The sequence below is a fragment of the Indioceanicola profundi genome (assembly GCF_003568845.1).
Lineage (GTDB): Bacteria > Pseudomonadota > Alphaproteobacteria > Azospirillales > Azospirillaceae > Indioceanicola > Indioceanicola profundi.
Window position 1 is genome coordinate 3,104,667 of sequence record NZ_CP030126.1, and the last position, 26,218, is coordinate 3,130,884.

The following is a 26,218-nucleotide window of genomic DNA, read 5'->3' on the forward strand; positions in this document are numbered from 1 at the left end:
CCCTCGAGACCGTCATCCCGGCGGAAGCCGGGACCCAGGAGTCCTGAGGGCGGTGCTTGTGGCCCCTGGGCCCCGGCTTCCGCCGGGGTGACGGAGAAAGTTGTTGGGAGCAGAGCCAACCTCCCCCCTTCCGACCCAACCCTCTGGCACGGCTCCCGCTTTCGTGGGACCTTTCCCCGAAAGCTGAAGAATACGGGATCGGGTGCGATGGGGAAGCGCAGGGGCGCCGGGGCGCGGGTCGCGCGGGGGCTGGGCTATATGGCGGCCGGGGTGGCCGTGCTGGCGGTTCTGGCCGGGGCGGCGGGATACGGCTTCCTGCGCGCCAGCCTGCCCAGGCTGGACGGGGTGGTGGAAACGCCGGGCATCGCATCCCGCGTCACCGTGCAGCGGGATGCCGGCGGCATCGCCACCATCATCGCCGCCGACCGCGCCGACATGGCCCGTGCCTTGGGCTATCTGCATGGGCAGGAGCGCTTCTTCCAGATGGACCTGCTGCGGCGGAGCGCGGCGGGGGAGCTGGCGGTACTGGTCGGGGATGCCGCCCTGCCGCTGGACCGGGACCGGCGGCTGCACCGCTTCCGCACGCGCGCCGGCCGGATCGTCGCCGCGATGCAGGGGGAGGACAGGCGCATCCTGGACGCCTATGTGGCCGGGGTGAACCAGGGCTTCGGCGAGCTGTCGGCCCGGCCCTTCGAATACGCCATTCTGCGCCACACGCCGGAACCCTGGCGGGCGGAGGATACGATGCTGGCGACCTTCGCCATGTATTTCGACCTGCAGGACAGCAGCGGGGCGCGGGAACGGAACCTGGATGCCGTGACACAGGCGCTGGGTCCGGACTGGGCGGCGTTCCTCTATCCCAGCGGCACGGATTTCGATGCGGCGCTCGACGGCACCTCTCTGCCGGAACCGCCGCTGCCTGCCGCCCTGCCTGCGGGAAAGCGGGCGCAGGCCGTGCCGCGGATGCCCGATCCGGAGCATGCCTTCGGCAGCAACAACTGGGCCGTGGGCGGCGGCTTGACCGGGCATGGCGGGGCCATGGTGGCCGACGACATGCATCTGGGCCACAGCGTGCCCAACATCTGGTTCCGCACCCGGCTGGTGCTGACCGGCCCGGCGGGGGAAATCCGGAACGACATCGTGGGCGTCAGCCTGCCCGGCGCGCCCAACATCGTGGTGGGCAGCAACGGCCACATCGCCTGGGGCTTCACCAACACCTACATCGACACCGGCGACGCCGTGCGGCTGGAGCCGGGGGCGGAGGAGGGAACCTACCGCACGCCAGACGGCAACCGCCGGATCGAGCGCGTGACGGAGCGGCTCTGCACCGCTGCCGACACCTGCGAGGAGCTGGTGGTGGAGGAGACGGTCTGGGGGCCCGTGGTGGGCGCTGATTCCAACGGGGCCAAGCTGGCCTGGCACTGGGTGGCGCATGACATGGATGCCGGGGCCATGGGCGGGCTGCTGGCGCTGGAGCAGGCGCGCAGCGTGGATGAGGCCATCGGCATCGCCCACCGCACCAGCCTTCCCAACCAGAACCTGATGGTAGGGGACCGGGACGGCAACATCGCCTGGACCATCATCGGCCGCGTTCCCCGCCGCTTCGGCTTCGACGGAAGCCTGCCGGAAAGCTGGGCGGACGGCACCAAGGGCTGGAACGGCTGGCTGGAGCCGGCGGAGGTGCCGGTCGTCCGCAACCCGGACCACAGCCGGCTCTGGACCGCCAATTCCCGCACGGTCGGCGGGGAGGATTTCGCCAGGCTGGGCGATGGCGGCTATGCCCATGGCAACCGGGCGCGGCAGATCAGGGAGCTGCTGTTCGCCAAGGACCGCTTCACGGAAGCCGACCACCTCGCCATCCAGCTCGACGACCGCGCCGTGGTGCTGGAACGCTGGCAGACCACGCTGCTGGCGGCGCTGGACCTCGCCAAGAGCGATCCCGAGGCCCAGGCCCTGCGGCCCTATGTGCAGGATTGGGGCGGGCGGGCGGTGCCGGACAGTGTGGGCTACCGGCTGGTGCGGCAGTTCCGGACGGATATGCTGCGCCTCCTCTACGAGAATTATCTGGGCATCCCGCTGGGGGAGCGGCCGGCCTTCCGCCGGATCAGCACCCAGGCCGACGGTCCCGCCTGGCGGCTGCTCCAGGAGCGGCCGGCCCATCTGGTGCCGCCGGGGTTCGAGAGCTGGGATGCCGTTCTGCGCACCGCCGTCGCCTCCCTGCTGCAGGATGTGGAGCAGCAGGCCGGCGGCGACCCGGCGTCTTATCGCTGGGGGGAGCGGAACCGGCCCGGTGTGCGCCATCCGTTGAGCCGCTTCGTGCCCGGCCTTGCCCTGCTGACCGATCCGGAGGACGATCCCCTTCCCGGCGACGTCTATCAGCCCCGCGCCCAGGGCCGCGGCTTCGGCGCCAGCCAGCGCATGGTGGTGAGCCCCGGCCATGAGCGCGACGGCATCTTCCACATGCCGGGCAGCCAGTCCGGCCATCCGCTGTCGCCCTATTACCTGAAGGGCCACCAGGACTGGCGCGAAGGCCGCCCCAGCCCGCTTCTGCCCGGCCCGGCGGAATGGACGCTGAATTTCGAGCTCCAGGCAGCACCCTGACGACCCGCGCCGGATTGGCCCATTCCCCTGTTGCACAGGGAAGGAGAGCAGGGCGGGAGCGTTCATGGCGGTTTATTTCACCAGTGACAGCCATTTCGGCCATGGCGGGGCCATGGGGCGGTTCAAGCGGCCCTTCGGCAGCGTAGCGGAGATGGATGAGGCCATGATCTCCCGCTGGAACGAGGTGGTGGGGCCGGAGGATACCGTCTGGCATCTGGGCGACTTCGCCATCCGGCGCAGCGCCGCCGCGATGGCCGCCATCCTGGACCGGCTGAACGGCACAAAGCACCTGATCTACGGCAACAATGACGGGCCGGACACGCTGGCCCTGGCCGGCTGGACCAGCGTGGCCGGCTATGCGGAGCTGACGGCGGAGGACGGGACCGGGCTGGTGCTGTGCCATTACGCCTTCCGCACCTGGAACGGCATGTACAAGGGCGCCTGGAACCTGCACGGCCACAGCCACGGCGCGCTGAAGGGCATGACGCGGCAGGTGGATGTCGGCGTCGACGTCTGGGACTTCCGCCCCGTCACCTTCGCCCAGATCCGCGACCGCTTCACCCGCCGCAGGGTTCGCGCATAGCCTCAAGACAAGCGTAGGTCGGTCACGCACAGCGTGGCCGACAGCCATCCGAGCCATTCGGCGCTTTTCTCCCTATGGGAGGAGCCGATCTGGGTTTTGGGAAAGGATGAATAGGATAACGGAGCCCCCATCACCTGCCGGTGCAGGCCGGTGATCCAGGACTGGCTCCGCCGGTCCAGCGCGCCATCCCATTCATCCTATTCATCCTTGCCAGATAACCAACCGTCCCTCACGGCCTGCGCGAACAGCGCCCAATGGCCGGGCCGGTGACATCTCGAAAGATGGAAATGATGACCAGGATGGAAATGATGGTGCAGGGCCATTCGGCTACGGATCAGCCCTGCATGGTCTTGATCACCGCCTGCGGCGCACTCAGTCCATCATCTTTATTTTTCCCATCATTTTCATCTTTCTATATGTCACTGACCCTTCCGCGCCAAACCGTCAGGCACCGTTCAGGATGCCGCTCTCCACCACCCCGTCGATGACGAACTGGCAGGCCAGGGCTGTCAGCAGGATGCCCAGCACGCGGTTGATGACGTTGATGCCGGTGCGGCCCAGCACGCGGCTGACCTCGCCCGCGAACAGCAGCACCAGCAGCGTGCCGGCAAGAACCGCCAGCAGCACGCCCAGAACCGCGGCCTGCAGCGCCCAGTCGCCCCCGGCCCGGCCCATGAACAGCACGATGCTGGTCATCGCCCCCGGTCCGGCGATCAGCGGGATGGCCAGCGGAAAGACGGAGATGTCGGGGCGGTGGCGTGCCTCCACATTCTCATCCTCCGTCGTGGTGCGCAGGCCGCTTTCGCGGGCGAACACCAGATCGATGGCCAGCAGCAGCAGCAGGATGCCGCCGGCGATACGGAAGGCCGCCGTGCTGATTCCCAGCCCGTGCAGCAGCGCCTCCCCGACAAAGGCGAAGGTCAGAAGGATGGCGGCCCCGATCAGAGTGCCCTTAATCGCCATGCGTCGGCGCTGCCGCCCTTCCATCCCGCCGGTCAGCCCGGCGAAGACAGGTCCCAGCCCCACCGGGTCGATGGTCACGAAGAAGGCGATGGCGGCGGTCAGCAGCAGGTCGTTCACGGCAGGAGGCTTTCGGCGGGACGCAATGGGGGTAAGCTCGAACCGCGCCCCATCTATGCCGCCCCGCCCCCATCCGCAACCACCGGGCGGGCAGGGGTGGCATGCGGGGCCACTCAGCCCGCCAGCCGCACCTCCACCTTTTCTCCGCCGGCCAGCAGGCGCAGCTTTCGGGTGATGGCGGGCAGCTCCTTCTTATAGACCCGCTCCAGCGGCGTGATCTCCACCTCCCAGCCCCGCGGCGTGCGCTTGTGGGTCCAGGTGGCGACCACCCGGCCCTGGCGCAGCACCACCGGGCTGATCCAGCCGGCGGTGCGGTAGACGGCCGGGCGGAACCGGTCGGCCAGATACTGGCCGGTGTCATTGTGCGCCAGCAGATAGGGATCGAACAGGGGCGTGACCGCGATGGCCCCCTCCGCATGCTCGGCAGTCCGCAGGGCCTCCTCGTCGCGCGCCAATGCGAAGGCCGGGCGGCCGGCCAAGTCGACGGGCAGCAGCTCCGCCGCCAGATCGGCGAAGGCGTCGCGCACCGGTTCGGCATAGAGCCCGACGAACTTGCGGAAATCGGCCGGGGCGGCGGGGCCATATGCTGCCAGATAGCGGCGCAGGATCTCCGCCATGGCGGCACGGGGCTCCGCCGCCTCCACATCGCCGGCCCAGCCGGGCAGGTGGACGAACTTGGCCTCCCGCTCCTCCCCCTCCACCGCCGGGCCGTGGCAGACATGGCCGAGCGCGCAGGCCAGCTTGATCACCCCGCCCCAGCTATGCTCCAGCCAGGGCCGCGCCCACTCGCCCAGCGTGGGCACCAGGCGGCGGGACAGGTCCATGCGGCTGTGCGGTCCATGCAGGGCCAGCGTCTCCGCCACGGCGGCCACCAGCGCCTCCACCTGCGCCGGGCTCAGCCCCTCGCTCTCATACCAGTTGTGGTAATTGCCGACGCGCAGCCGCCGCATGGCCAGCAGCAGCCCCAGATCCTCCCGCGGCACCAGATGCAGGGTGGAGCGCTGGGCCCACAGCTTCACCAGGCTGCGGTCCCGCCACAGCGCCGCCTCGGCCGCCGCCTCGCTGAACCCGGTGGCGGACCGGACGCGCAGTTGCAGCACGCCGGCCGAATAGACCTGCGCCTGCGCGCCCAGCAGCGCCCGTGCGGCGGTGAGCGCATCCGGGGCCGGGCTAGACAGATGCTGCCGCGCCAGCCGGAAGGCCAGCGCCTGGGGATGGAGACCTGCACGGGATGCACCCAGGCGAACAAGAAGGGAACGGGAGAGTGCCGCAGGGCGGGGATGCTGGCAAGAGAGGAGGCGGCGTCGGCCCCGACCCCGGAAACAAGAACCGCCCGCCAGGGCTTCCCCCGGCGGGCGGCTCTACTCCTGGACCCCGGACCGGGTCAGAGGGCGGAGGTGAACTCGCCTTCGGTCTTGGCCTTGATTTCGTCCAGCGTGACGCCGGGGGCCAGCTCGATCAGCCTCATGCCCTCGTCGCCATGCTTGTCGATGGTGAAGACGCCGAAGTCGGTGACCACCATGTCCACCACCCGCGTGCCGGTCAGCGGCAGGTCGCAGGCCTTCAGCAGCTTGGGCTGGTCGGCCCCGGTGGCCTTGTCCTTGGCGGTGTGCTCCATCACCACCACCACCTTCTTCACGCCGGCCACCAGGTCCATGGCCCCGCCCATGCCCTTGACCATCTTGCCGGGGATCATCCAGTTGGCAAGGTCGCCATTCTGGGCCACCTGCATGGCGCCCAGCACCGACAGGTCGATATGGCCGCCGCGGATCATGCCGAAGCTGTCGGCGGAGCTGAAGAAGCTGGTGTGGGGCAGCTTGGTGATGGTCTGCTTGCCGGCATTGATCAGGTCCGGGTCCTCCTCCCCCTCATAGGGGAAGGGGCCCATGCCCAGCATGCCGTTCTCCGACTGCAGCGTCACATGCATGCCCTCGGGGATGTAGTTCGCCACCAGGGTCGGGATGCCGATGCCCAGATTCACATAGAAGCCGTCGCGCAGTTCCTTGGCGGCGCGGGCGGCCATTTCGTCACGGGTCCAAGCCATGGTCGTGGTCTCCCTTTCTCAGCCGCGCTTCCGGGTGGTGCGCTGTTCGATGCGCTTCTCGTAGTTCTTCCCCTCGATAATGCGCTGGACGAAGATGCCGGGGGTGTGGATGTGGTCGGCATCCAGCTCGCCGGCCGGAACCAGCTTCTCCACCTCGGCCACGGTGACCTCGCCGGCGGTGGCCATCATCGGATTGAAGTTGCGAGCGGTCATCCGGTAGATCAGGTTGCCCTCGGTATCGCCGATATGGGCCTTCACGATGGACAGGTCGGCCTTCAGGCCGCGCTCCATCACATAGGTCTCCCCGTCGAACTCCCGCACCTCCTTGCCCTCGGCCACCAGCGTGCCGACGCCGGTCTTGGTGAAGAAGGCGGGGATGCCGGCGCCGCCGGCGCGGATGCGCTCGGCCAGGGTGCCCTGGGGATTGAACTCCAGCTCCAGCTCGCCGGACAGGTACTGCTGGGCGAACAGCTTGTTCTCACCGACATAGGAGCTGATCATCTTGGAGATCTGCCGGGTCTCCAGCAGCACGCCGAGGCCGAAGCCGTCCACGCCGGCATTGTTGGAGATCACGGTCAGCCCCTTGACCCCCGACAGCTTGATGGCCGCGATCAGGTTCTCCGGGATGCCGCACAGGCCGAACCCGCCGGCCATGATCGTCATGTCGTTCCGCAGCAGCCCCGCCAGGGCCGCGACGGCGTCGGAATAGACCTTCTTGCTCATGGCTCCAGCGATTCCCCCTAGTATTTTGTGTCGCAGGTGCGAAAGGCTCTACGCCGCGCCCGCGTGTGAGTCAATCAGCCGAAGGTGAATGACCATTCAGGTTCAGGGCCGGCGCGGCGCTGATGCCGGCCGTCCTGGGCTTGCGGCATGCGCGTTAAAGGTGCAATGCTATTTCCACTTCCTAAAGCGGCTCACCCGGTACCCCATGTTCGGCGCACCCGACCGGTTCAACACCGAACGCATCGCCGCCGCCCGGCTGACCCGGCGGGACGAGGAGGTGATCCTGTCCATGCACAACGACCCCGTCGTCATGGCCAGCATCGGGGGCGTGCAGGACCGCGCCATGACCGAAAATTACATGCGCCTCAATCTGGAGCACTGGCAGCGCAGGGGCTTCGGCATCTACCTGCTGCATGGCCGCCTCGATGGCGCCCTGCTGGGCCGGGCCGGCATCCGCACCACGAAGGTGCAGGGGGCGGAGGAGGTCGAACTGTCCTATGTGCTGATGCCGGGCGCCTGGGGGCGGGGTCTGGCGACCGAAGCGGCGCGGGCGTTGGTGGCTCTGGCGCGCGACGTGCTGTCGCTGCCCGGCCTTGTCGCCTTCATCGCCGCCGCCAACGCGCCATCGCAGCGCGTGGCGGGCAAGTGCGGCTTCATCCGCCAGGGAGTGGTGGAGCGATCCACCGGCCCGCACGAGCTGCACCGGCTGGTCTTCTGAAGCGGCTGCCCTCCGCGCAACCGCAGGCTTAATCCGGCGCAGTGCAAGAAGCTCTGTTCCTCCCAATCGCTTATGCTATTGTGTGGCCCCCTTCCGGGGAGGAGTGAAACTAAGGCGCTGTGGCGAACCGGTCCGGATCGCGGCGGCGGGTAGAGAAACGGAACGCGATGAAGATCACGATCGAGCGTGCGGCCCTGCTTCGGTCTCTCGGCCACGTCCAGAGCGTTGTTGAGCGGCGGAACACGATTCCCATTCTCTCCAACGTTCTGCTGCGCGCTGAGAACGGGGAGCTGTCGCTGACCGCGACCGACATGGACCTCGAGATCGTGGAGAGCGTCCCGGCCGACATCTCGCGCCCCGGCTCCGCCACCGCGCCGGCGCACACCCTTTACGACATCGCGCGCAAGCTGCCCGACGGCTCCCAGGTGGAGCTGGACGCCACCGGCGATCTGCTGACGCTCCGCTCCGGCCGCTCCCAGTTCAAGCTGGGCACGCTCCCGGTCGAGGACTATCCGCAGATGGCGGGCGGCGACCTGGGGCATCGCTTCCAGCTCACCGCGTCCGAGCTGAAGATGCTGGTGGACCGGACCAAGTTCGCCATCTCCACCGAGGAGACGCGCTATTATCTGAACGGCATCTACGTCCACGCCACCAAGCCGAAGGCCGCCGGCGAGGCGCAGATGCTGCGCGCCGTGGCCACCGACGGCCACCGGCTGGCGCGGGTGGAAATGGCGCTGCCGGACGGCGCCGCCAACATCCCCGGCGTGATCGTGCCGCGCAAGACCGTGCTGGAAGTGCGCAAGCTGCTGGACGAGGCGGCGGACCTGATCGAGGTCCAGCTCTCAGACACCAAGGTGCGCTTCGCCTTCGACAGCATCACCCTGACCAGCAAGCTGATCGACGGCACCTTCCCGGATTATGAGCGGGTGATCCCGGTCGGCAACGACAAGGCGCTTGAGGTCAATCCGAAGGACTTCGCCGCCGCCGTCGACCGCGTCGCCACCATCAGCACGGAGAAGAGCCGTGCGGTGAAGCTGTCGCTGGACCGCGGCGTGCTGACCCTCTCCGCCTCCTCGCCGGAAGCGGGCAGCGCCACGGAAGAGCTGGAGGTCATGTACGACGCCAGCGCGCTGGAGATCGGCTTCAACAGCCGCTACCTGCTGGACATCACCCAGCAGATCGAAGGCGACGGGGCCCGCTTCAAGATGGCGGATGCCGGCAGCCCGACGGTGGTGCAGGATATCGCCGACGGCAGCGCCCTTTATGTGCTGATGCCCATGCGGGTGTGAGGCCGCGGGGCTCCGGCCCCGGCCTTTCCCGGCCAGACTTTCAAGACCGGACATGACGACGCCGCCCGACCTGCCCCGCCCGCCGGTTGATGCAACCCTGTTCGCCGGGCGCACGGTGGATCTGGAGCGGGCGGATGTGGGGCTGCATGCGCCGGGGCTGTGGCGCGCCATCGGAGCGGACCCGAACCTCTGGACCCACATCCCGTCCGGCCCCTTCTATGACGAGGCGGAATTCACGGCCTGGCTTGCCGCCCGCATCGGGCGCGAGGGCGTCGCCATCTTCACCGTGATGGACAAGACCGCGCCCGAGGGTCCCGTGCCCGCCGGAATCTATTTCCTTCTCGGCATCGACCCCGAAATGGGCACGGCGGAGATCGGGCTGGTCTACGGCCCGGCCCTCGCCCGCCGCACCGGCGGAACGGAGGCCTTCTACCTGCTGGCGGGCCATGTGCTGGGCACGCTGGGCTATCGGCGGCTGGAATGGCGTTGCACCACCCGGAATGCCGAGTCGATGCGCGCGGCCGAGCGCTTCGGTTTCACCCGCGAAGGGGTGATCCGGCAGAGCGCCTGGCGCAAGGGCGTCAACTGGGACACGGCCGTCTATGGCCTGCTGGACCATGAATGGCCGGACATGGCGGCGCGGTTCGAGTCCTGGCTGTCGCCGGACAACTTCACGCCGGACGGGCGGCAGCTCCGCCCCCTGTCGGCGGCCTGACGGAATATCCGGTAGGAGCCGCCGACAGGAGAATGGCCGGTCAGGCCACCTGGGCGGTGCTCCAGGCCTGGGGCAGGCTGTCCTCGAAGCTGGGATAGTCGATATAGCCCTTCGGCCCGTCGGTGTAGAAGGTGCTGCTGTCCGCCTCCGCCAGCGGCAGGTCGCGGCGGAAACGCTCCACCAGGTCCGGGTTGGCGATGAAGGGCGTGCCAAAGGCCACCGCGTCGGCCGAACCGTCGGCCAGGGCGGCCGTGGCGCTGGCCTTGTCGAAGGCGCCGTTCAGGATCATCGGCCCGGTATAGATCCGGCGCAAAGTCGGCGCCACCCTGGGCTTGCCCGGCGGCGGACCCATCCGGTGCCCCTCCAGCGCCGGCTCGATGACGTGCAGGAAGGCCAGATCGTAGCGGTTCAGCCGCTCCGCCACATGGGTGAACACGGCCGTGGGATTGCTGTCATACTGGCCGTTATGCTCGCCCGCCGGCGACAGGCGCAGGCCGACCCGGCCGGACCCGCCCCAGGCGTCGATCACCGCCTCCGTCACCTCGAACAGGAAGCGGGCGCGGTTCTCGATGCTGCCGCCATAGCGGTCGGTGCGCAGGTTGGAGCCGTCGCGCAGGAACTGGTCGATCAGGTAGCCGTTGGCCCCATGGATCTCGACCCCGTCGAAGCCGGCCTGCTTCGCCCGCGCCGCGGCGGCGGCGAAGGCTTCCACCCGCTGGACGACCTCTTCCGTCTCCAGGGCGCGGGGGGTGACGCGGTCCAGCTTCTCATTGTTCCGGCCAAGCGTGATGCCGCCGGCGTTCACGGCGCTGGGCGCCACCGGCAGCCCGCCATCCTCCTGATAGACGGGATGGGAGTTGCGCCCGGTGTGCCAGAGCTGCAGCACGATCTGCCCGCCCTGCGCATGCACCGCATCGGTCACCCGCCGCCAGCCGGCAACCTGGGCATCGGTGTGGATGCCGGGTGCGCGCGGATAGGCCTGCCCCTCCTGCAGGATCTGGCTGGCCTCCGACACGATCAGCCCGGCGCCGGCACGCTGGGTATAGTAGGTCACGGCCAGGGAAGAGGGCACATTGCCTTCCGCCGCGCGCCCACGGGTCAGCGGCGCCATCACGATCCGGTTGCGCAACTCGAGTTCGCCCAGACGGATGGGCGTGAACAGGTCTGGAATGCTCATGGAAAATGCCTTGTCGCCAAGGGAAAGATGGCGGCAACATAATGTACCAATCGGTACAATTAAGTGATCCGGGTCACAATCCGCGCACGCCGGACCGATCGGACGGGGCGGTGCCACGCGGATGCCCTTGGCGGATGAGAGGCGGCTCCCCATTCCGCCCGGCCCGAATCCCCGGTATAGTGCCGGGGTGGGCCGCGCGACGGTCCAGGCCGCCATTCGGGTGTCATGGTCTATCTGGAAATCGCGTCCGTCCTGTTGCTCATCCTGCTCAACGGGTTCTTCGCCATGTCCGAACTTGCGGTGGTTTCCGCCCGCAAGGTCCGGCTTCAGCAGATGCAGCAGGCGGGAAGCCGGGGCGCGGCCGCGGCGCTCAAGCTCCAGGAGGATCCCGGCCGCTTCCTCTCCGCCGTGCAGATCGGCATCACCCTGATCGGCGTCATCAACGGCGCCGTCGGCGGGGCCACCCTGGGCGAAAGGCTGGGCGCAGCCCTGCGCGCCCAGGGCTGGCTGGGGGAACAGGCCGAAACGGTGGGTATCGCCCTGGTCGTGGTGGTCATCACCTATGTGTCGCTCATCATAGGCGAGCTGGTGCCGAAGCGCATCGCTCTGAACAGCGCGGAAGGCATCGCCGCCTTCGCGGCCCCCATCATGCGCGCCGTCTCCCGTGCCACGGCCCCCTTCGTCTGGCTGCTGGGGGCCAGCACCGAGGGTCTGATCCGGCTGCTCCGCCTGCCGGAGAAGCCGGAGAGCAGGGTGACGGAGGAGGAGGTCAAGAGCATGATCGCCGAAGGTAGCGCCTCCGGCGTGATCGAGCCGGGGGAGCGGCGGATGATCGAAGGCGTGATGCGGCTGGCCGACCGCTCCGTCCGCTCGCTGATGACGCCGCGGCTGGACATGGTCTGGCTGGACCTGGACGACGATATCGAGACGTTGCGGCGGAACATCGTCGAAAGCCGGCACAGCCGCATCCCGGTCTGCCGTGGATCGCTGGACGATGTGGTGGGGGTGGTGGCCACCCGCGACCTGCTGGACCAGTTGCTGGTCGGCGGCGAGCTCGACCTGCGCGCGGCCACCCGCGAGGCGCTGGTGGTGCATGACGGGACCGAGGTGCTGCGCCTCCTGGAACTGTTCCGCCAGCACCGGCAGCAGATGGCCGTGGTGGTGGACGAGTACGGGTCGGTGGAAGGCGTCGCCACCCTGACCGATGTGCTGGAGGCTATCGCTGGGGAACTCCCCGGCCGGGAGGATGTGGAGGAGGATGAAGTGGCGCGCCGTGCTGACGGCTCCTTCCTCCTCGGCGGCATGCTGGCGGTGGAGGAGGTGGAGGCCCTGCTGGGCATCAGGAGGCTGCGGGACCCGGATGGCGGCTATCATACGCTGGCCGGCTTCGTGCTGTTCCGGCTCGGCCACCTGCCCAAGGCCGGGGAACAGGTGGAACACGAGGGCTGGCGCTTCGAGGTGGTGGACATGGATGGACGCAGGATCGACAAGCTGCTGGCCGCTCCGGTCGGACCGGCGCAGGCCGACGATTCCGCATCCCTGCCGGCCGGGATGTGAAAAGCGCTTTCCCCGGAGGCGTGAAGGGACTATATAGACCGCAAATCCCATAACGAACCGGCCAGCCGATGCGGTTGGCAGGCCGGATCGCTTTGCGGGTGGGCCATCGGCCCACCTTTTTGTTTATCTGGGGTCCGCTTCGCCTGGACGTCCTCGTTCCAGGCGCGGACCACCCGACCAAGGACTGGATTCGGCACCGCATGGACGTCACGGAACACCTCTCGCAGATCATCACCCCCACCATTGAGGGAATGGGCTATGAGCTGGTGCGCGTGCATCTGACCGGCGGCGCCCGGCCCATCCTTCAGGTGATGGCCGAACGCCAGGACGGCGGCGGCATGACCGTGGATGATTGCGCCGATATCAGCCGGGCCGTTGCCGCCGTGCTGGACGTGGAGGACCCGCTCCCCACCGCCTACACGCTGGAGGTCAGCTCCCCCGGCATCGACCAGCCGCTGACCCGGCTGAAGGATTTCGCCCGCAATGTCGGCATGGCGGCGCGGGTGGAGACGGGTGAGCTGGTGGAGGGCCGCAAGCGCTTCGTCGGCCGCATCCAGGGCGTGGAGGGCGACATCGTCCTGCTGACGCTGGAGCCGGACGCCGGCAAGCCGGCCAAGAGCAAGGCCCCGAAGACCAAGCAGCGCAAGCGCAAATCCGCCGAGTCGAGCCTGGCCGAGCCCATGCCGGCCCGCGCCGCCGCGGCGGAAAGCGTGACGGAAAAGCCGGAGGAGGCGGAGGCGCCAGTGGCGCGCATTCCCTTCGCCGCGATTTCCCGCGCCAAGCTGTTGCTGACGCCGGAACTGCTGAAGCGAGCGGCGGAGGCGCGCGCCGGCGCCGCTCCCGGCACCGAAGGCGGCGAGATGGAGGTCGAAGACCGGCCGCGCAGGTCCAGGCGTGACGCCCCGGACGACGCGGACGGGCGGGACGCCTGACACGAGCCCGAGTTGACAACGAAAGGCGCACCCATGGCGGGTGGGCCGGATGAGGAATAAGCAGGAATCGCTTCGATGGAACTGCTGCACGTAGCCGACGCTGTTGCCCGCGAGAAGAATATCGACAAGGACTCCGTCCTTGACGCGATGGAAGAGGCCATCAAGAAGGCCGGCCGCTCCAAGTACGGGCATGAGCACGACATCCGGGCGAAGATCGACCGCAAGACCGGCGACATCCAGCTCCAGCGCTACCTTGAGGTGGTGGAGGAGGTGGAGAACGAGGCCACCCAGATCCCGCTCGCCAAGGCGCAGCGCAAGAATCCGGGCGCCAAAATCGGCGACTTCATCGTCGATACCCTGCCGCCCATCGATTTCGGCCGCATCGCCGCCCAGACCGCCAAGCAGGTGATCGTCCAGAAAGTCCGCGAGGCTGAGCGCGAGCGCCAGTTCAACGAGTACAAGGACCGCGTCGGCGAGATCGTCAACGGTCTGGTCAAGCGCGTGGAGTACGGCAACGTCACGGTCGATCTCGGCCGGGCGGAGGCGATCCTGCGCCGCGACGAGACCCTGCCGCGCGAGCACTTCAAGACCGGCGACCGCGTCCGCGCCTATATCTACGACGTGCGGCAGGAGCCGCGCGGCCCGCAGATCTTCCTGTCCCGGACCCACGGCATGTTCATGGCCGGCCTGTTCAGGCAGGAGGTGCCGGAAATCTATGACGGCATCATCGAGATCAAGGCGGTGGCCCGAGACCCCGGCTCCCGCGCCAAGATCGCCGTTCTGTCCAAGGACAGCTCCATCGACCCGGTCGGCGCCTGCGTCGGCATGCGCGGCAGCCGCGTCCAGGCCGTGGTGGGCGAGCTGCAGGGCGAGAAGATCGACATCATCCCCTGGAACCACGATCCGGCCACCTTCGTCGTCAACGCGCTCGCCCCGGCCGAAGTGGCCAAGGTCGTGCTGGACGAGGAAACGGGCAAGATCGAGGTGGTGGTGCCCGACGACCAGCTCTCGCTGGCCATCGGCCGCCGCGGCCAGAATGTCCGCCTCGCCTCCATGCTGACCGGCTGGGACATCGACATCATGACCGAGGCGGAGGAGCGTGAGCGCCGCCAGTCGGAAATGACGTCGCGGTCGGAGCTTTTCATGGAAGCCCTGGACGTGGACGATGTGATCGCCCATCTGCTGGTCACCGAGGGCTTTACCTCCGTCGAGGAGATCGCCTTCGTCGATCTGGCCGAGCTCACCTCGATCGACGCGTTCGACGAGGATGTGGCGGCCGAGCTTCAGAACCGCGCCCAGGTCTTCCTGGAGGAGCAGAACCAGAAGCTCGAGACCCGCCGCCAGGAGCTGGGCGTCACCGACGAGGTCGCCGCGGTCGAGGCGTTCAATCCCGCCATGCTGGTGAAGCTGGGCGAGAATGGGGTCAAGACCATCGACGATCTGGCCGATCTGGCTGGCGACGAGCTGCTGGACATCATCGGCAAGGACGCCATGTCCCTGGACGAGGCCAACGAGATCATCATGGCCGCCCGCGCCCATTGGTTCGCCGATGAGCAGGGCGCCGCGGAGTAAGGATCGGATGCCGGGCCCGGAAGGGTCCGGCATCCGGGTTCGGAGTTGACGGGAGCCGCAGGCGAGATGAGGTCCGGAACCGAGAGTATCGGCAAGGGCGGTCCGGGGCAGATGCCCGGGAATGTGCCGGAGCCGGAGGCGGTCGGACCGGATGCGGTTCTGGACGAGCCGGAAGTGCTTGGGGGCAGGAACGGCTCGCTCCGCCGCTGCATCGTCAGCGGCTCCGTCCAGAAGAAGGACCGCATGGTGCGGTTCGTGGTGGGGCCGGAGAACCAGGTCGTCCCCGACCTGGAGGAAACCCTGCCAGGACGTGGCCTATGGTTGACGGCGGAGGCCGATCTGGTTGAAAAGGCGGTCGGTAAGAACGTCTTTTCCCGAGCGGCCCGTCGGAAGGTCGTAGTGGCGGCGGACCTGAAGGACCTGCTGGCCACCCTGATGCGGCGGCGTCTGTTGGACCTGATCGGTCTGGCGTCGCGCGGCGGCGGGGCGGTGGCCGGGTTCGAAAAGGCCCACGCCGCCTTGAAGTTGGGGCGGGTCGGCAAGGGGAATGCCCCCGGCGTTTGGCTCGAGGCGCGCGACGGCGCTGCCGACGGCCGACGGAAGCTGGCCCCGCTCGCCGGGTCCCGCGGGCTCGAACCGGTCGATCTGTTCGACCGGCGGGAGCTGGGGCAGGCGCTGGGGCGGGACGAGGCCGTGCATGTCGTGCTGGCCGACGGACCGCTGGCCGGCCGGATAAGACGGGATGTGCGGCGCCTGAAGATGCTGCTGGGCGCCCCGTCCGACGAGATTTCCGCCGCCTGACCGCGGCGGACATGAGGTTCCTTCCGTTCCGGGGCATGGCCCGGGGGCGGCGGGAAGGTTCCAGCCCGGCGTGGACCGGCCGGGCAAGGGGCCAAGGCTGTACGGGTTCAACTTTGGCGGCTTGCCGCCGCCAGGACATTTCGGATTTCGGATGACGGATACGAACGACCAGAACCGCAACAAGGGCAAACTCAGCCTGTCTGGAAAGACGCTGGGACTCAGCAAGCCCGCCGCACCCGGTGCGGCGGGCGCCGGCACGGTGCGCCAGAGCTTCAGCCATGGCCGGCAGAACACGGTTGCGGTGGAGGTCAAGCGCAAGCGCACCTTCGAAAAGGGTGCGGTGCCGGGCGTCGCCGACGGCGGCGCTGCCGCACGCCGGGCGGCGGAAGGCGTGCAGTCCGGCCGCGGCCCGCAGCGCGGCGGCGGCGGCGGCGGGGCCCTGCGCGGGCTCAGCGAAGCCGAGCGTGAGAAGCGCCTGCGCGTTCTCCAGGACGCCGCGGTCGAAGAACAGCGCCGCGCCCTGACGGAGGCGGAGGAGCGTGCCGTCGCCGAGCAGCTGGCCCGCGAGGAGGCAGCTGCCGCCGAGGCCGCCGCCCGCGCCGAGGCCGAGGCCCGCGTGGCTGCCGAGCGCGCCGCTGCGCTCGAGCCGATGGACGAGGACACTGTCCGTCGCCGCGAAATGGAAGAGCTGCGCCGCATCCAGGAGGCCGAGAAGGCCGCCGTGGAAGAGGCGGAGCGCAAGCGCCGTGAGCAGGAAGAGGCCAAGAAGGCCGAGGAGGCCCGGAAGGCCGAGGAGGCGCGCAGCCGTGAGGCCCGCACCGCCACCGACGTCACCACCCGCGCCCCGATCCTGCCCGGACGCGCCCCCGTCGTCGAGGACGAGGACGAGGCGCCTCGCCGTCGTGGCGGCGGCGGCAAGGGCGCGCCGAAGGCTCCGGCCCCGGCCGCCAAGGCTCCGAAGGGCGGCGACAAGCGCCGTGGCGGCAAGCTGACCGTCTCCCAGGCGCTCAGCGATGACGACTCCGGTGTCCGCGGCCGCTCCATGGCCGCCGCCCGCCGTGCCCGCGAGCGTGAGCGTCAGCGGTTGCATGGCCGGCAGGAAACCCAGAAGGTCACCCGCGACGTCACCATCCCCGAGGTGATCACGGTCCAGGAGCTCGCCAACCGCATGGCCGAGCGTGGGGCCGACGTGATCAAGACGCTCATGCGTATGGGCGTCATGGCCACGATCACCCAGGCGATCGACGCCGACACCGCCGAGCTGGTGGTGACCGAGCTGGGGCACCGCCCCTACCGCGTGTCGGAGGCCGACGTCGAAATCGGTGTCCGCGGCATCGAGGACCGGCCGGAGGATATGAAGCCCCGTCCGCCCGTCGTCACGGTCATGGGTCACGTCGACCACGGCAAGACCTCGCTGCTGGACGCGTTGCGCAAGACCGATGTGGCGGCCCGCGAGGCCGGCGGCATCACCCAGCACATCGGCGCCTATCAGGTGCAGCTCGAGTCCGGCGCGATCACCTTCATCGACACGCCGGGCCACGCGGCCTTCACCGAGATGCGTGCCCGCGGCGCCAACGTCACCGACGTGGTGGTGCTGGTGGTTGCGGCCGACGACGGCGTCATGCCGCAGACGGTCGAAGCCATCCGCCACGCCAAGGCGGCCAAGGTTCCGATCATCGTCGCCATCAACAAGTGCGACCTGCCCTCGGCCAAGCCGGACCGCGTCCGTAACGAGCTGCTCCAGCACGAGCTGGTGGTGGAAGCCATGGGCGGCGACGTGCTGGATGTGGAAGTGTCCGCCAAGTCCGGGTTGAACCTCGACAAGCTGGAGGAGAACATCCTCCTGCAGGCCGAGATCCTGGAGCTGCGGGCCAATCCCGACCGGCCGGCCGAAGGCGTCATCGTCGAGGCCAAGCTGGACAAGGGCCGCGGCCCGGTGGGCACCGTCCTGGTCCAGCGCGGCACCATCCGGGTCGGCGACATCGTGGTTGCCGGCAGCGAGTGGGGACGTGTCCGCGCCCTGGTCAACGATCGCGGCCAGAACGTCCAGGAGGCTGGCCCCGCCAGCCCGGTGGAGGTGCTGGGCATGAACGGCGTGCCGCTGGCCGGCGACGACCTTGCCGTGGTCGAGAACGAGGCCCGCGCCCGTGAAATCACCGAGTACCGCCAGCGCAAGAAGCGGGAGGCCCTGGCCGCACAGCAGGGGCGCGGATCGCTGGAGCAGATGTTCAGCAAGATCCAGGCGGGCGACGTCAAGGAACTGCCGGTCGTCATCAAGGGCGACGTGCAGGGCTCGGTCGAAGCCATCGCAGGCGCGCTGGAGAAGGTCGCCGGCGACAATGCCGAGGTGAAGGTGCGCGTGCTGATGTCCGGCGTCGGCGCCATCACCGAAAGCGACATCACGCTGGCGAACGCGTCCGACGGCCTGGTTATCGGCTTCAACGTGCGTGCCAACCCGCAGGCGCGTGAGATGGCCAAGCGCGATGGTGTGGAGATCCGGTACTACTCGATCATCTACAACATCATCGACGACGTGAAGCAGATGCTCACGGGCATGCTGGCCCCGAGCCTGCGCGAGCGCTTCCTGGGCAATGCCCAGATCCAGGAGGTGTTCAACATCACCAAGGTCGGCAAGGTCGCCGGCTGCCGCGTGGTGGAAGGCATCGTCAAGCGCGGCGCCAAGGTCCGCCTGCTGCGCGACAACGTGGTGATCCACGAGGGCACCCTGAAGACGCTGAAGCGCTTCAAGGACGAGGTCCGCGAGGTCCGCGAGGGCTTCGAGTGCGGCATGGCGTTCGAGAATTACGACGACATCCGCCCCGGCGACCTGATCGAGGCCTTCGAGATGGAGGAGGTGGCCCGGGAGCTGTAAGCCCCAGGCCCCATCCCCCGTTCCAAGTCCGGACGGCCGGCGCTATGCTTCACCGCAGCGCCGGCCGTTCTCTTTTGGGAGGTCCCCATGCCCGGTCACATCGATCTGAAGAGCGACGAGGCCGATCTGGCCGCCCTGGTGGCCCGCGTACGCCAGGGGGAGGAGATCGTGCTGACCGAGAACGGGCGGGCGGTCGCAAGGCTCAGCCCGCCCGCGGCCGAACCGCTCGAGGACGCGGCCGCAGCCGCACCGCCCTTCGGGATATGGAAGGACAAGGGCTGGATTGCCGACGATTTCGATGCCCCGCTGCCAGCCGATCTCGCCGACGCATTCACGCGATGGCCGAAGGGCGATATGCCGGAGACGCCGTGAAGCTCCTGATCGACACGCAGGTGATGCTCTGGTCCTTCTTCGACCATGCGCGGCTTGGATCGCGGCAGCGCCAGCTCATCCAGGAGAATGCGGGGCGTTGCTGGGTCAGCATCGCCTCTCCCTGGGAGACCGAGATCAAGCGGGCTCTCGGGAAACTGAATGCCCCGGACGACGTCGCCGGGGCGATTGCGCTGTTCGGCTGGCACCTGCTGCCGATCCGGATCGAGCATACGCGGGCCATCGGCCGCCTGCCTCACATCCATGGCGATCCGTTCGACCGCATGCTGGTCGCCCAGGCGCAGACGTAGGGAATGACCCTGATGACGGCGGACACCCGTCTCGCCGCCTACGGCATCCCGGTCCTGTGGTGACGGCGCTTCTCCTCGACCGTTGAAACAGAGTAGTGAAGCCACCCACTGGCGGCGCGCGGTCCCATCCCGCGGCCGATGGTAAGACCAGAAGGATATCAAACATGCCCAGAGGCAAAGGCAGCACCAAGCCCGGCCAGCACGGCCCGTCCCAGCGTCAGCTCCGCGTCGGCGAGGAAATCCGCCATGCGCTCGCCGATGTGTTCCGCCGCGGCGACTTCCGCGACCCCGTGCTGCACGACGTCAACGTCACGGTGACGGAGGTGCGGGTCAGCCCGGACCTGAAGAATGCCACCGCCTATGTCATGCCGCTGGGCGGCGGGAATCCGGAGCTGATCGCGGCGCTGAACCGCGCCGCCACCTTCCTGCGCGGCCAGATCGCGCGCGAGGTGCGGCTCCAGCATACGCCGCGGCTGGGCTTCGAGGCGGATACCAGCTTCGACTACGCCAGCAAGATCGACCGGCTCCTCCACGACCCGGCAGTGGCCCGCGACCTGGATTCCGAGGGCGTGCCGCTGGACCGGGACGACCAGCTCGAAGCCGGGGACGAGGATTACGACGACGCTATCCTGGATGAGTTGGACGAGGAGGACGGCGAGTCCCCGCTGCACGACCGCGTCAACGGCACCTCCCACGGGATGAACGGCACCGAGCCGGACGATGACGAGGACGGCCGCCATGGCGCGTAAGCGCAAGGGGCGGCCCCTGCATGGCTGGCTGGTGATCGACAAGCCGGGCGGCATGACCTCCACCCAGGTGATGGCCAAGTGCCGCTGGCTGCTGAAGGCGGAGAAGGCGGGCCATGGCGGCACGCTCGACCCCATCGCCACGGGCATCCTGCCTATCGCCTTCGGCGAGGCCACGAAGACCGTCAACTTCGCCATGGACGGGCAGAAGACCTACCGCTTCGTCCTGAAGTTCGGGGAGGCGACGGATACGGACGACCGCGCCGGACAGGTGATCTCCACCAACCCGTCCCGCCCGACGGATGGGGAGATCGAGGCGGCGCTGGAAGGCTTCACCGGCTGGATTAGCCAGATCCCGCCCCGCTACAGCGCCATCAAGGTGGATGGCGAGCGCGCCTATGACCTCGCCCGCGAGGGGGAGGAGGTGAATCTCGCCGCTCGCGACGTCCGCATCGACAGCATCCTGCTGACCGAGCGCCCCGATCCCGACCATGCGGTGATCGAAGTGGAATGCGGCAAGGGCACCTATATGCGCAGCCTTGCCCGCGACATCGCGGTTGCCCTCGGCACGGTGGGCCATGTGGAGGAGCTGCGCCGGCTGCGCGTCGGCCGCTTTACTCTGGCCGAGGCGATGACGCTGGAGGAACTGGAGAGGCTTGCCCAGGACCCGGAGGCGGAGCCGCCGCTGCTGCCCATCGAGACCGCCCTGGACCAGATCCCGGCCCTGGACCTCAGCGATGCGGAGGCCTTCCGTCTGCGCCAGGGGCAGGCTGTGGGTCTGCTCCGCCGGTCGGACCTGGAGCGGCTGCGCGCGGTGGAGCAGGCGGTCGGCGACGGCACCGCCCTTGCGACCTGCGCCGGCCGTCCGGTGGCGCTGGTGCGGGTCGAGGGGCGGAGGTCAAGCCGGTGCGGGTTCTGAATTTGTAGACGCCGCACGAGGACATATGAAAAAGGCCGCAGGAGCGATCCTGCGGCCTTTTCCTTATCGGCGTCGATGCGGCTTAGAAAGCAGCCTTGAGCTGCTCGACCAGATCCAGCTTCTCCCAGGAGAAGCCGCCTTCGGCATCCGGCTCGCGGCCGAAGTGGCCATAGGCGGCGGTGCGGGCATAGACCGGCCGGTTCAGCTTCAGATGCTCGCGGATGCCGCGCGGGCTCAGATTCATGAGCTGGCGCAGCACGTCGGACAGCTTGTCTTCATCCACCTCGCCGGTGCCGTGCGTGTCGATATAGACCGACAGCGGGTGCGACACGCCGATCGCGTAGCTGAGCTGGATCGTGCACTTGCGGGCCAGACCGGCGCCGACCACGTTCTTGGCCAGATACCGGGCGGCATAGGCAGCGGAGCGGTCAACCTTGGTCGGGTCCTTGCCGGAGAAGGCGCCGCCGCCGTGCGGAGCCGCACCGCCATAAGTGTCCACGATGATCTTGCGGCCGGTCAGGCCGGCATCGCCGTCCGGGCCGCCGATGACGAAACGGCCGGTGGGGTTCACGTAGAACTGATCCTCCGGGCACATCCAGCCGTCCGGCAGCACGCTCTGCACATAGCGGCGGACCGTCTCGCGGATCTCCTCGTTGCTCACACCCTCATTGTGCTGGGTGGAGACGACGACGGAGGTGGCGCGCGCCGGGCGGCCATTGATGTACTGGAGCGAGACCTGGCTCTTGGCATCGGGGCCGAGCCAAGCCACCTCGCCGGAATGGCGGACATCGGCCAGGGACTTCAGGATGTTGTGCGAGTAGAAGATCGGGGCCGGCATCAGGCCCGGGGTCTCGTCGCAGGCATAGCCGAACATGATGCCCTGGTCGCCGGCACCCTCATCCTTGTTGCCGGCGGCATCCACGCCGACGGCGATGTCGGCCGACTGCTGGTGCAGGTGGCAGGCGAAATCCAGCTTCTCCCAATGGAAGCCGTCCTGCTCATAGCCGATGTCCTTGACGGCGGCGCGGGCGACGCTTTCGACCTCGTCGAGGACGGATTGCGGACCGCGGACTTCGCCGGCAAGAACCAGCCGGTTCGTGGTGGCCAGCGTCTCGCAGGCGACGCGCGCATAGGGATCGTGGCTCAGAAACAGATCGACAACGGCATCGGAGATGCGGTCGCAGACCTTGTCCGGGTGCCCTTCGGACACCGACTCGCTCGTGAAGATGTAGTTCGACTTGGCCACGGGGACCCCTCGGCGCTGGATGTTCTGGAACGTGCGCCGTACCCGTCGAAGGGCGCACGTTGCCCGGACGCAGTCCTGGCGGCGTGTTGTCGCAATCCGCGGCGGGCCGGTCAAGTGCTTCGACAACCTGACGGGTTAGACCTTTTCGGTACCGGATGCGGCGACGGCCTTCGCCAGCTCGAAGATGCGCTTGCGGACCGCCGGTTCGGTGATGCGGTAATAGGCGCGCACCAGCTCCAGCGTCTCGCGCTTGGCCATCGGGTCCAGCTCTCCGGACTCCTCCGGCGTGCTCGCCGGCTTGGCCTCGGCCCCGTCCGGCTGCATGTCGTCGAAGAAGAAGGACACCGGCACGTCCAGCACGCGGGACAGGTCGAACAGACGGGATGCGCCGATGCGGTTGGCGCCCCGCTCATATTTCTGGACCTGCTGGAAGGTCAGGCCGATGGCTTCGCCCAGCTTCTCCTGGCTCATTCCCAGCAGCGTCCGCCGAAGCCGCACACGAGACCCGACATGCACGTCGACGGGGTTGGGCTTTCCAAGGCGCGGGCGTCCGCCGCCACGACGCCCCCGTGTCGCTGTCTCCATAATCGCAACCTCCAGTCTGAACTGGTGGCAGCCTATGACATACGTTCTTATGCGGTCAAGTCCGGCCTTGAGGCACATCGAAGCATAGCTGCATACGAAGATATGCCACGATCTACATCCGTCGCGCGAGTGGAACAATCAGGCAAGACAGGAAAAGTAATAATGTGACCAGGGTCCAGTCACCATATTGCGCATACAGGGTGGCGTCCGGAACCGCTTGGGGCAGGGCAGCGTCGACAACTCCCTCCCGCCCCAATCCGAGGGAGGCGGTAATCCGCCCATAGGGGTCGACGATGCCGGAAATACCGGTATTGGCCGCGCGCACCAGCGGCACGCCTTCCTCCACCGCACGAACCCGGGCGATGTCGAAATGCTGGTGGGGGCCGGATGTCTCCCCGTACCACGCATCGTTGGTCAGGTTCAGAAGCCAAGCCGGGCGGCCCGGCCCCTCCGCCCCGTCGGGGGCCACGGATGCGGCCACATTGCCGGGGAAGATCACCTCATAGCAGATCAGCGGTCCGACCGGCGGCAGGCCCGGCAGGTCCAGTGTCCGCGGCCCCGGGCCGGCGGCATAATCGCCCGCGGATGCGGCGACGGCCGAGACCGCGCCGGCCGGAAGGATGCTGCGGAACGGCATGTACTCGCCGAAGGGGACCAGGTGGAATTTGTCATAGGTGGCGGCCAGATGGCCGGCGCTGTCCACGGCCACCATGCCGTTCCAGTAGCGCGTGCCGCCGGTCTCGCCGTCCAGGGTGGCGCGCGGCGTTCCCGCCAGGATGTAGCCGCCGGGCGGGGTCACCGACGCCAGCGCCTCTGTCACTGAGAGGGTAAAAGGCTCCCCTTCGACCAGCAGCCAGGGAATGGCTGTCTCCGGCCAGACGACGGCGGTGACCTTGTCCCAACCGGCGGAACTGGAAAGCTGGAGCAGACGCTGGAAATTGGCGAGCCGGGCGTCCCGGTCGCTTTTCATCTTCTGGGAGATATTGGGCTGCACGATGCGGATCGTGACATCCTCCGCGGCGCGCCCCTCGGTTCCCGCCATGCGCCATGCGCCCCAGCCGGCGATGGCAGCGAACAGGGCCAGCCCGGCGGCGGTTCCCGCCATGGCCTGCCGGCGGCGCTCCGGCGGGCCGGCGAAAGCGGCCGGCATGGCAGCGGCGGCCACGGTCAGCAGCGACAGGCCGTAGATCCCGGCGACCGACGCGAACTGCAGCACCGGCAGCCAGGCGGACCAGCCGTACCCGACCAGATTCCAGGGAAAGCCGGTGAAGAGATGGCCGCGCAGCCACTCCATCGCCGTCCAGATCACGGCGAAGAGGAGCGCTTCCGCGGCTCCCTGCAGACGCCAGCGCCAGGCCAGCGACTTGAACAGGGCCGCGCCGAAGCCGGTGAAGATGGCCAGCAGCATGGGCAGGCCGGCCACCGCCAGCGGCACGGCCCACCAGAAGCGGGCGATATCCACCCACAAGGCGAAGCTGATCCAGTACAGCCCGAAGACGAAATGGCCGAAGCCGAACCACCAGCCGGTCCAGAAGGCGCCGCGGGCGGTAGCGCTGCCGCGGATCATCCAGATCAGCACGGGCAGGCACAGCCACCAGAGCGGCACGGCATAGCCCGGCGACAGGGCGAAGGCCGCCGTGGCCCCGGCGGCGGCGGCGGCCAGGGCCCGCCGCCAGCCGGTCAGCGCGCCCAGCCATTCCGCCGTACGGTTCAGCGGGGCATGCGGCGTCGCCATCGCGGCGGCTCCACCCAGGGTCACGACGCGGCAGCCCTCGTTGCGGGAGCGGCCTCGTCTTCCGGCGGCGGGGGCAGGTTGCGGACCCGCAGGCGCTTGATACGGCGTGGGTCGGCCTCGATCACCTCGAATTCCACGCCGGAGGGATGGCGCAGCAGCTCCCCGCGGGCGGGCACGCGGCCGGCCAGGGAGAAGACCAAACCGCCCAGCGTGTCGATATCCTCCAGCTCATCCTCCTCGAAGATCCGGCCCACCCGGGCCTCGAAATCTTCTATCGGAAGGCGGGCATCCGCGATCAGGGTGCCGTCGGCGCGGGGGACAACCTTGGGCTCCACCGCGTCGTCATGCTCATCCTCGATCTCGCCGACGATCTCCTCGACCAGATCCTCGATGGTGACCAGCCCGTCGATTCCGCCGAACTCGTCCACCACCAGCGCCATGTGCTGGCGGGTCTGGCGCATGTGCAGCAGCAGGTCCAGGACCGGCATGCTGGGCGCCACGATCAGCACCTCGCGGATGATGGCCTGCATGTTGAACGGCTTCTGGTCGGCCACGCAGCCCAGCACATCCTTGATGTGCAGCATGCCGACGACATCGTCCAGATTCTCCCGGAACACCGGCATGCGGCTGTGCGCCTCTTCGGAGAAGCGCTTGACCAGCTCCGGCAGGGTGATGTCGGCGGGAACGGCCACGATGTCGGCCCGGGGGACCATGGCGTCCACCACGGTCCGGTCCCGGAGCTTCAGGATGTTGGCCAGCAATATGCGTTCGTCGGCTGCGATCGAGTTTTCCGCGCTGTCGCGCTCCTCGATGAGCTCCTCGATCGCATCGCGCAGCGTATTGTCGCCGCGGCCGCCCAGGACGGCGCGTAGCCATCCCCGGAACTGGTGGGAGAGGGAGTTGTGATCTTCGGCCCCGTCTTCACGGGGCGTTCGACTGTCGCTGAGATCGGCCATCGTCTTATCTAGGAAGTGGGCGCCGCGCCCGGCCGTTTTCGGCCGTCGGGGTCATCGGGCTCATCCGGCGGACGGTAACCGTCGCTGCCGGCATAGGGGTCGGGGATGCCGAGCTTGTCCAGAATGCCGGTCTCAAGCCGCTCCATGTCGTCGGCTTCGTCATCGGCGATATGGTCGTACCCGATCAGGTGCAGTACCCCGTGAACAACCAGGTGGGTCAGGTGGTCGGCCAGGGACTTGCCCTGCTCAGCCGATTCCCGCGCCACGGTTTCATAGGCGAGAATTACGTCGCCCAACAGTACAGGAGGGGGCGCGGATGGTGCCAGCGATTCGGCATCCTCGTCGCCGTCTTTTCCGTCCACCCCTTCCGGGATGGGCAGATCATCCTCATCCGTCTCCTCCTGTTCGGCATCGGCGAACAGGGCGAAGGACAGGACATTGGTGGGCTTGTCCTTGCCGCGGTAGGTGCGGTTCAGCTCATGCACCATGGCGTCGTCGGCCAGCACCACCGACAGCTCCGACGGGCCCGCTGGAATATCGTAGAGATCGTCTTCGACGGCCCCGGCCAGCGCTGCCTCGGCGGCGCGCAGCACCAGCGCCTCCACCTCGGGCAGGGCGTCCTCCCAGGCGGAATGCTCCACCGTCACCAGGATTTCGGTGCTGCCGGTCATGAGTGGATGCCTTTGA

Annotated in this window: 23 protein-coding genes and 1 pseudogene; 14 read left to right on the forward strand and 10 right to left on the reverse strand. The window is 68.4% G+C overall.

Annotated elements, in window-relative coordinates:
- The first annotated feature begins 207 nt into the window (after nucleotides 1–207).
- Both DOL89_RS14875 and DOL89_RS14880 read left to right on the forward strand, forming a co-directional pair.
- Nucleotides 208–2,601 (forward strand): penicillin acylase family protein, encoded by a 2,394-nt coding sequence (locus DOL89_RS14875; protein WP_119679852.1) that lies wholly within the window; start codon nucleotides 208–210, stop codon nucleotides 2,599–2,601.
- Nucleotides 2,602–2,665: 64 nt separating this feature from the next.
- Nucleotides 2,666–3,184, forward strand: a complete 519-nt coding sequence (locus tag DOL89_RS14880) for a metallophosphoesterase (RefSeq protein ID WP_119679853.1) — start codon at nucleotides 2,666–2,668, stop codon at nucleotides 3,182–3,184.
- Nucleotides 3,185–3,628: 444 nt separating this feature from the next.
- On the opposite strand, the gene DOL89_RS14885 is transcribed toward DOL89_RS14880, so the two are convergent.
- From DOL89_RS14885 to DOL89_RS14900, 4 genes are all read right to left on the reverse strand, one after another.
- Nucleotides 3,629–4,264: a MarC family protein gene (locus tag DOL89_RS14885; RefSeq protein WP_119679854.1), complete on the reverse strand. Its 636-nt coding sequence runs from the start codon at nucleotides 4,262–4,264 to the stop codon at nucleotides 3,629–3,631.
- A gap of 113 nt (nucleotides 4,265–4,377) precedes the next feature.
- Entirely contained in the window at nucleotides 4,378–5,364 is a 987-nt protein-coding gene (locus DOL89_RS14890; protein ID WP_404813471.1) for a winged helix DNA-binding domain-containing protein, read from the reverse strand.
- A 284-nt stretch (nucleotides 5,365–5,648) separates the two neighbouring features.
- Complete coding sequence (locus DOL89_RS14895; RefSeq protein ID WP_119679856.1) at nucleotides 5,649–6,308, reverse strand: CoA transferase subunit B; 660 nt, start codon at nucleotides 6,306–6,308, stop codon at nucleotides 5,649–5,651.
- An 18-nt stretch (nucleotides 6,309–6,326) separates the two neighbouring features.
- Nucleotides 6,327–7,031 (reverse strand): CoA transferase subunit A, encoded by a 705-nt coding sequence (locus tag DOL89_RS14900; RefSeq protein ID WP_119679857.1) that lies wholly within the window; start codon nucleotides 7,029–7,031, stop codon nucleotides 6,327–6,329.
- A 205-nt stretch (nucleotides 7,032–7,236) separates the two neighbouring features.
- Between DOL89_RS14900 and DOL89_RS14905 the strand changes: the two genes are divergently transcribed.
- The 3 genes from DOL89_RS14905 (at nucleotide 7,237) to DOL89_RS14915 (ending at nucleotide 9,753) form a co-directional block, all read left to right on the forward strand.
- Complete coding sequence (locus DOL89_RS14905) at nucleotides 7,237–7,749, forward strand: GNAT family N-acetyltransferase (RefSeq protein ID WP_162937541.1); 513 nt, start codon at nucleotides 7,237–7,239, stop codon at nucleotides 7,747–7,749.
- A gap of 167 nt (nucleotides 7,750–7,916) precedes the next feature.
- Nucleotides 7,917–9,038, forward strand: a complete 1,122-nt coding sequence (gene dnaN / locus DOL89_RS14910; protein WP_119679859.1) for a DNA polymerase III subunit beta — start codon at nucleotides 7,917–7,919, stop codon at nucleotides 9,036–9,038.
- A gap of 52 nt (nucleotides 9,039–9,090) precedes the next feature.
- Nucleotides 9,091–9,753: a GNAT family N-acetyltransferase gene (locus tag DOL89_RS14915; RefSeq protein ID WP_119679860.1), complete on the forward strand. Its 663-nt coding sequence runs from the start codon at nucleotides 9,091–9,093 to the stop codon at nucleotides 9,751–9,753.
- 40 nt (nucleotides 9,754–9,793) lie between these two features.
- On the opposite strand, the gene DOL89_RS14920 is transcribed toward DOL89_RS14915, so the two are convergent.
- A complete protein-coding gene (locus DOL89_RS14920) occupies nucleotides 9,794–10,930 on the reverse strand; it encodes an alkene reductase (RefSeq protein WP_119679861.1) in 1,137 nt (378 codons plus the stop codon).
- A gap of 225 nt (nucleotides 10,931–11,155) precedes the next feature.
- Here DOL89_RS14920 and DOL89_RS14925 point away from each other — a divergent pair, with 225 nt between their 5' ends.
- From DOL89_RS14925 to truB, 9 genes and pseudogenes are all read left to right on the forward strand, one after another.
- Nucleotides 11,156–12,487 (forward strand): hemolysin family protein, encoded by a 1,332-nt coding sequence (locus tag DOL89_RS14925; protein ID WP_119679862.1) that lies wholly within the window; start codon nucleotides 11,156–11,158, stop codon nucleotides 12,485–12,487.
- A gap of 200 nt (nucleotides 12,488–12,687) precedes the next feature.
- On the forward strand, nucleotides 12,688–13,419 hold the full coding sequence (locus DOL89_RS14930) for a ribosome maturation factor RimP (RefSeq protein WP_119679863.1): 732 nt from the start codon (nucleotides 12,688–12,690) through the stop codon (nucleotides 13,417–13,419).
- A 75-nt stretch (nucleotides 13,420–13,494) separates the two neighbouring features.
- Nucleotides 13,495–14,991, forward strand: a complete 1,497-nt coding sequence (gene nusA / locus DOL89_RS14935) for a transcription termination factor NusA (protein WP_119679864.1) — start codon at nucleotides 13,495–13,497, stop codon at nucleotides 14,989–14,991.
- Between the two features lie 66 nt (nucleotides 14,992–15,057).
- Entirely contained in the window at nucleotides 15,058–15,792 is a 735-nt protein-coding gene (locus DOL89_RS14940; protein WP_225889817.1) for an RNA-binding protein, read from the forward strand.
- Nucleotides 15,793–15,943: 151 nt separating this feature from the next.
- Nucleotides 15,944–18,664, forward strand: coding sequence for a translation initiation factor IF-2 (gene infB, locus DOL89_RS14945; protein WP_119679865.1), 2,721 nt, complete (start codon nucleotides 15,944–15,946; stop codon nucleotides 18,662–18,664).
- 87 nt (nucleotides 18,665–18,751) lie between these two features.
- Nucleotides 18,752–19,036, forward strand: a complete 285-nt coding sequence (locus tag DOL89_RS24960; RefSeq protein WP_162937542.1) for a type II toxin-antitoxin system Phd/YefM family antitoxin — start codon at nucleotides 18,752–18,754, stop codon at nucleotides 19,034–19,036.
- Nucleotides 19,033–19,344 carry a type II toxin-antitoxin system VapC family toxin gene (locus DOL89_RS24965; protein ID WP_162937543.1) on the forward strand — a complete coding sequence of 104 codons (312 nt, stop codon included), beginning with the start codon at nucleotides 19,033–19,035 and terminating at the stop codon, nucleotides 19,342–19,344. The genes DOL89_RS24960 and DOL89_RS24965 overlap by 4 nt, the downstream gene beginning before the upstream one ends.
- Nucleotides 19,345–19,508: 164 nt before the next feature.
- Entirely contained in the window at nucleotides 19,509–20,093 is a 585-nt protein-coding gene (rbfA, locus tag DOL89_RS14955) for a 30S ribosome-binding factor RbfA (protein WP_119679867.1), read from the forward strand.
- Nucleotides 20,083–21,017: pseudogene (gene truB, locus DOL89_RS14960) on the forward strand (tRNA pseudouridine(55) synthase TruB). Before rbfA ends, truB begins: the two are co-directional and overlap by 11 nt.
- Before the next feature lie 74 nt (nucleotides 21,018–21,091).
- Here truB and metK read toward each other — a convergent pair.
- The 5 genes from metK to ybeY all read right to left on the reverse strand — a co-directional run bounded on the left by metK (nucleotide 21,092) and on the right by ybeY (nucleotide 26,202).
- The gene (gene metK / locus DOL89_RS14965; RefSeq protein WP_119679868.1) at nucleotides 21,092–22,255 is read right to left on the reverse strand and encodes a methionine adenosyltransferase; all 1,164 of its coding nucleotides are present in this window, start codon (nucleotides 22,253–22,255) and stop codon (nucleotides 21,092–21,094) included.
- 135 nt (nucleotides 22,256–22,390) lie between these two features.
- Nucleotides 22,391–22,840, reverse strand: coding sequence for a helix-turn-helix domain-containing protein (locus DOL89_RS14970; RefSeq protein WP_119679869.1), 450 nt, complete (start codon nucleotides 22,838–22,840; stop codon nucleotides 22,391–22,393).
- Nucleotides 22,841–22,952: 112 nt separating this feature from the next.
- Nucleotides 22,953–24,575 (reverse strand): apolipoprotein N-acyltransferase, encoded by a 1,623-nt coding sequence (gene lnt, locus DOL89_RS14975; RefSeq protein WP_119679870.1) that lies wholly within the window; start codon nucleotides 24,573–24,575, stop codon nucleotides 22,953–22,955.
- A gap of 20 nt (nucleotides 24,576–24,595) precedes the next feature.
- Nucleotides 24,596–25,531, reverse strand: coding sequence for a hemolysin family protein (locus tag DOL89_RS14980; RefSeq protein ID WP_119679871.1), 936 nt, complete (start codon nucleotides 25,529–25,531; stop codon nucleotides 24,596–24,598).
- A gap of 8 nt (nucleotides 25,532–25,539) precedes the next feature.
- On the reverse strand, nucleotides 25,540–26,202 hold the full coding sequence (ybeY, locus tag DOL89_RS14985; protein ID WP_119679872.1) for an rRNA maturation RNase YbeY: 663 nt from the start codon (nucleotides 26,200–26,202) through the stop codon (nucleotides 25,540–25,542).
- Nucleotides 26,203–26,218 lie beyond the last annotated feature (16 nt).

What these genes read in the sequence shown, in the direction of transcription:
- DOL89_RS14900 (WP_119679857.1), bottom strand. Translation starts at nt 7,031, where the DNA reads ATGAGCAAGAAGGTCTATTCCGACGCCGTCGCGGCCCTGGCGGGGCTG.
- DOL89_RS14930 (WP_119679863.1), top strand. Translation starts at nt 12,688, where the DNA reads ATGGACGTCACGGAACACCTCTCGCAGATCATCACCCCCACCATTGAG.
- lnt (WP_119679870.1), bottom strand. Translation starts at nt 24,575, where the DNA reads ATGGCGACGCCGCATGCCCCGCTGAACCGTACGGCGGAATGGCTGGGC.
- dnaN (WP_119679859.1), top strand. Translation starts at nt 7,917, where the DNA reads ATGAAGATCACGATCGAGCGTGCGGCCCTGCTTCGGTCTCTCGGCCAC.
- DOL89_RS14915 (WP_119679860.1), top strand. Translation starts at nt 9,091, where the DNA reads ATGACGACGCCGCCCGACCTGCCCCGCCCGCCGGTTGATGCAACCCTG.
- DOL89_RS14925 (WP_119679862.1), top strand. Translation starts at nt 11,156, where the DNA reads ATGGTCTATCTGGAAATCGCGTCCGTCCTGTTGCTCATCCTGCTCAAC.
- infB (WP_119679865.1), top strand. Translation starts at nt 15,944, where the DNA reads ATGACGGATACGAACGACCAGAACCGCAACAAGGGCAAACTCAGCCTG.
- DOL89_RS14920 (WP_119679861.1), bottom strand. Translation starts at nt 10,930, where the DNA reads ATGAGCATTCCAGACCTGTTCACGCCCATCCGTCTGGGCGAACTCGAG.
- DOL89_RS14905 (WP_162937541.1), top strand. Translation starts at nt 7,237, where the DNA reads ATGTTCGGCGCACCCGACCGGTTCAACACCGAACGCATCGCCGCCGCC.
- rbfA (WP_119679867.1), top strand. Translation starts at nt 19,509, where the DNA reads ATGCCCAGAGGCAAAGGCAGCACCAAGCCCGGCCAGCACGGCCCGTCC.
- DOL89_RS14970 (WP_119679869.1), bottom strand. Translation starts at nt 22,840, where the DNA reads ATGGAGACAGCGACACGGGGGCGTCGTGGCGGCGGACGCCCGCGCCTT.
- DOL89_RS24960 (WP_162937542.1), top strand. Translation starts at nt 18,752, where the DNA reads ATGCCCGGTCACATCGATCTGAAGAGCGACGAGGCCGATCTGGCCGCC.
- DOL89_RS14875 (WP_119679852.1), top strand. Translation starts at nt 208, where the DNA reads ATGGGGAAGCGCAGGGGCGCCGGGGCGCGGGTCGCGCGGGGGCTGGGC.
- DOL89_RS14980 (WP_119679871.1), bottom strand. Translation starts at nt 25,531, where the DNA reads ATGGCCGATCTCAGCGACAGTCGAACGCCCCGTGAAGACGGGGCCGAA.
- nusA (WP_119679864.1), top strand. Translation starts at nt 13,495, where the DNA reads ATGGAACTGCTGCACGTAGCCGACGCTGTTGCCCGCGAGAAGAATATC.
- DOL89_RS14880 (WP_119679853.1), top strand. Translation starts at nt 2,666, where the DNA reads ATGGCGGTTTATTTCACCAGTGACAGCCATTTCGGCCATGGCGGGGCC.
- ybeY (WP_119679872.1), bottom strand. Translation starts at nt 26,202, where the DNA reads ATGACCGGCAGCACCGAAATCCTGGTGACGGTGGAGCATTCCGCCTGG.
- DOL89_RS14895 (WP_119679856.1), bottom strand. Translation starts at nt 6,308, where the DNA reads ATGGCTTGGACCCGTGACGAAATGGCCGCCCGCGCCGCCAAGGAACTG.
- DOL89_RS14940 (WP_225889817.1), top strand. Translation starts at nt 15,058, where the DNA reads ATGAGGTCCGGAACCGAGAGTATCGGCAAGGGCGGTCCGGGGCAGATG.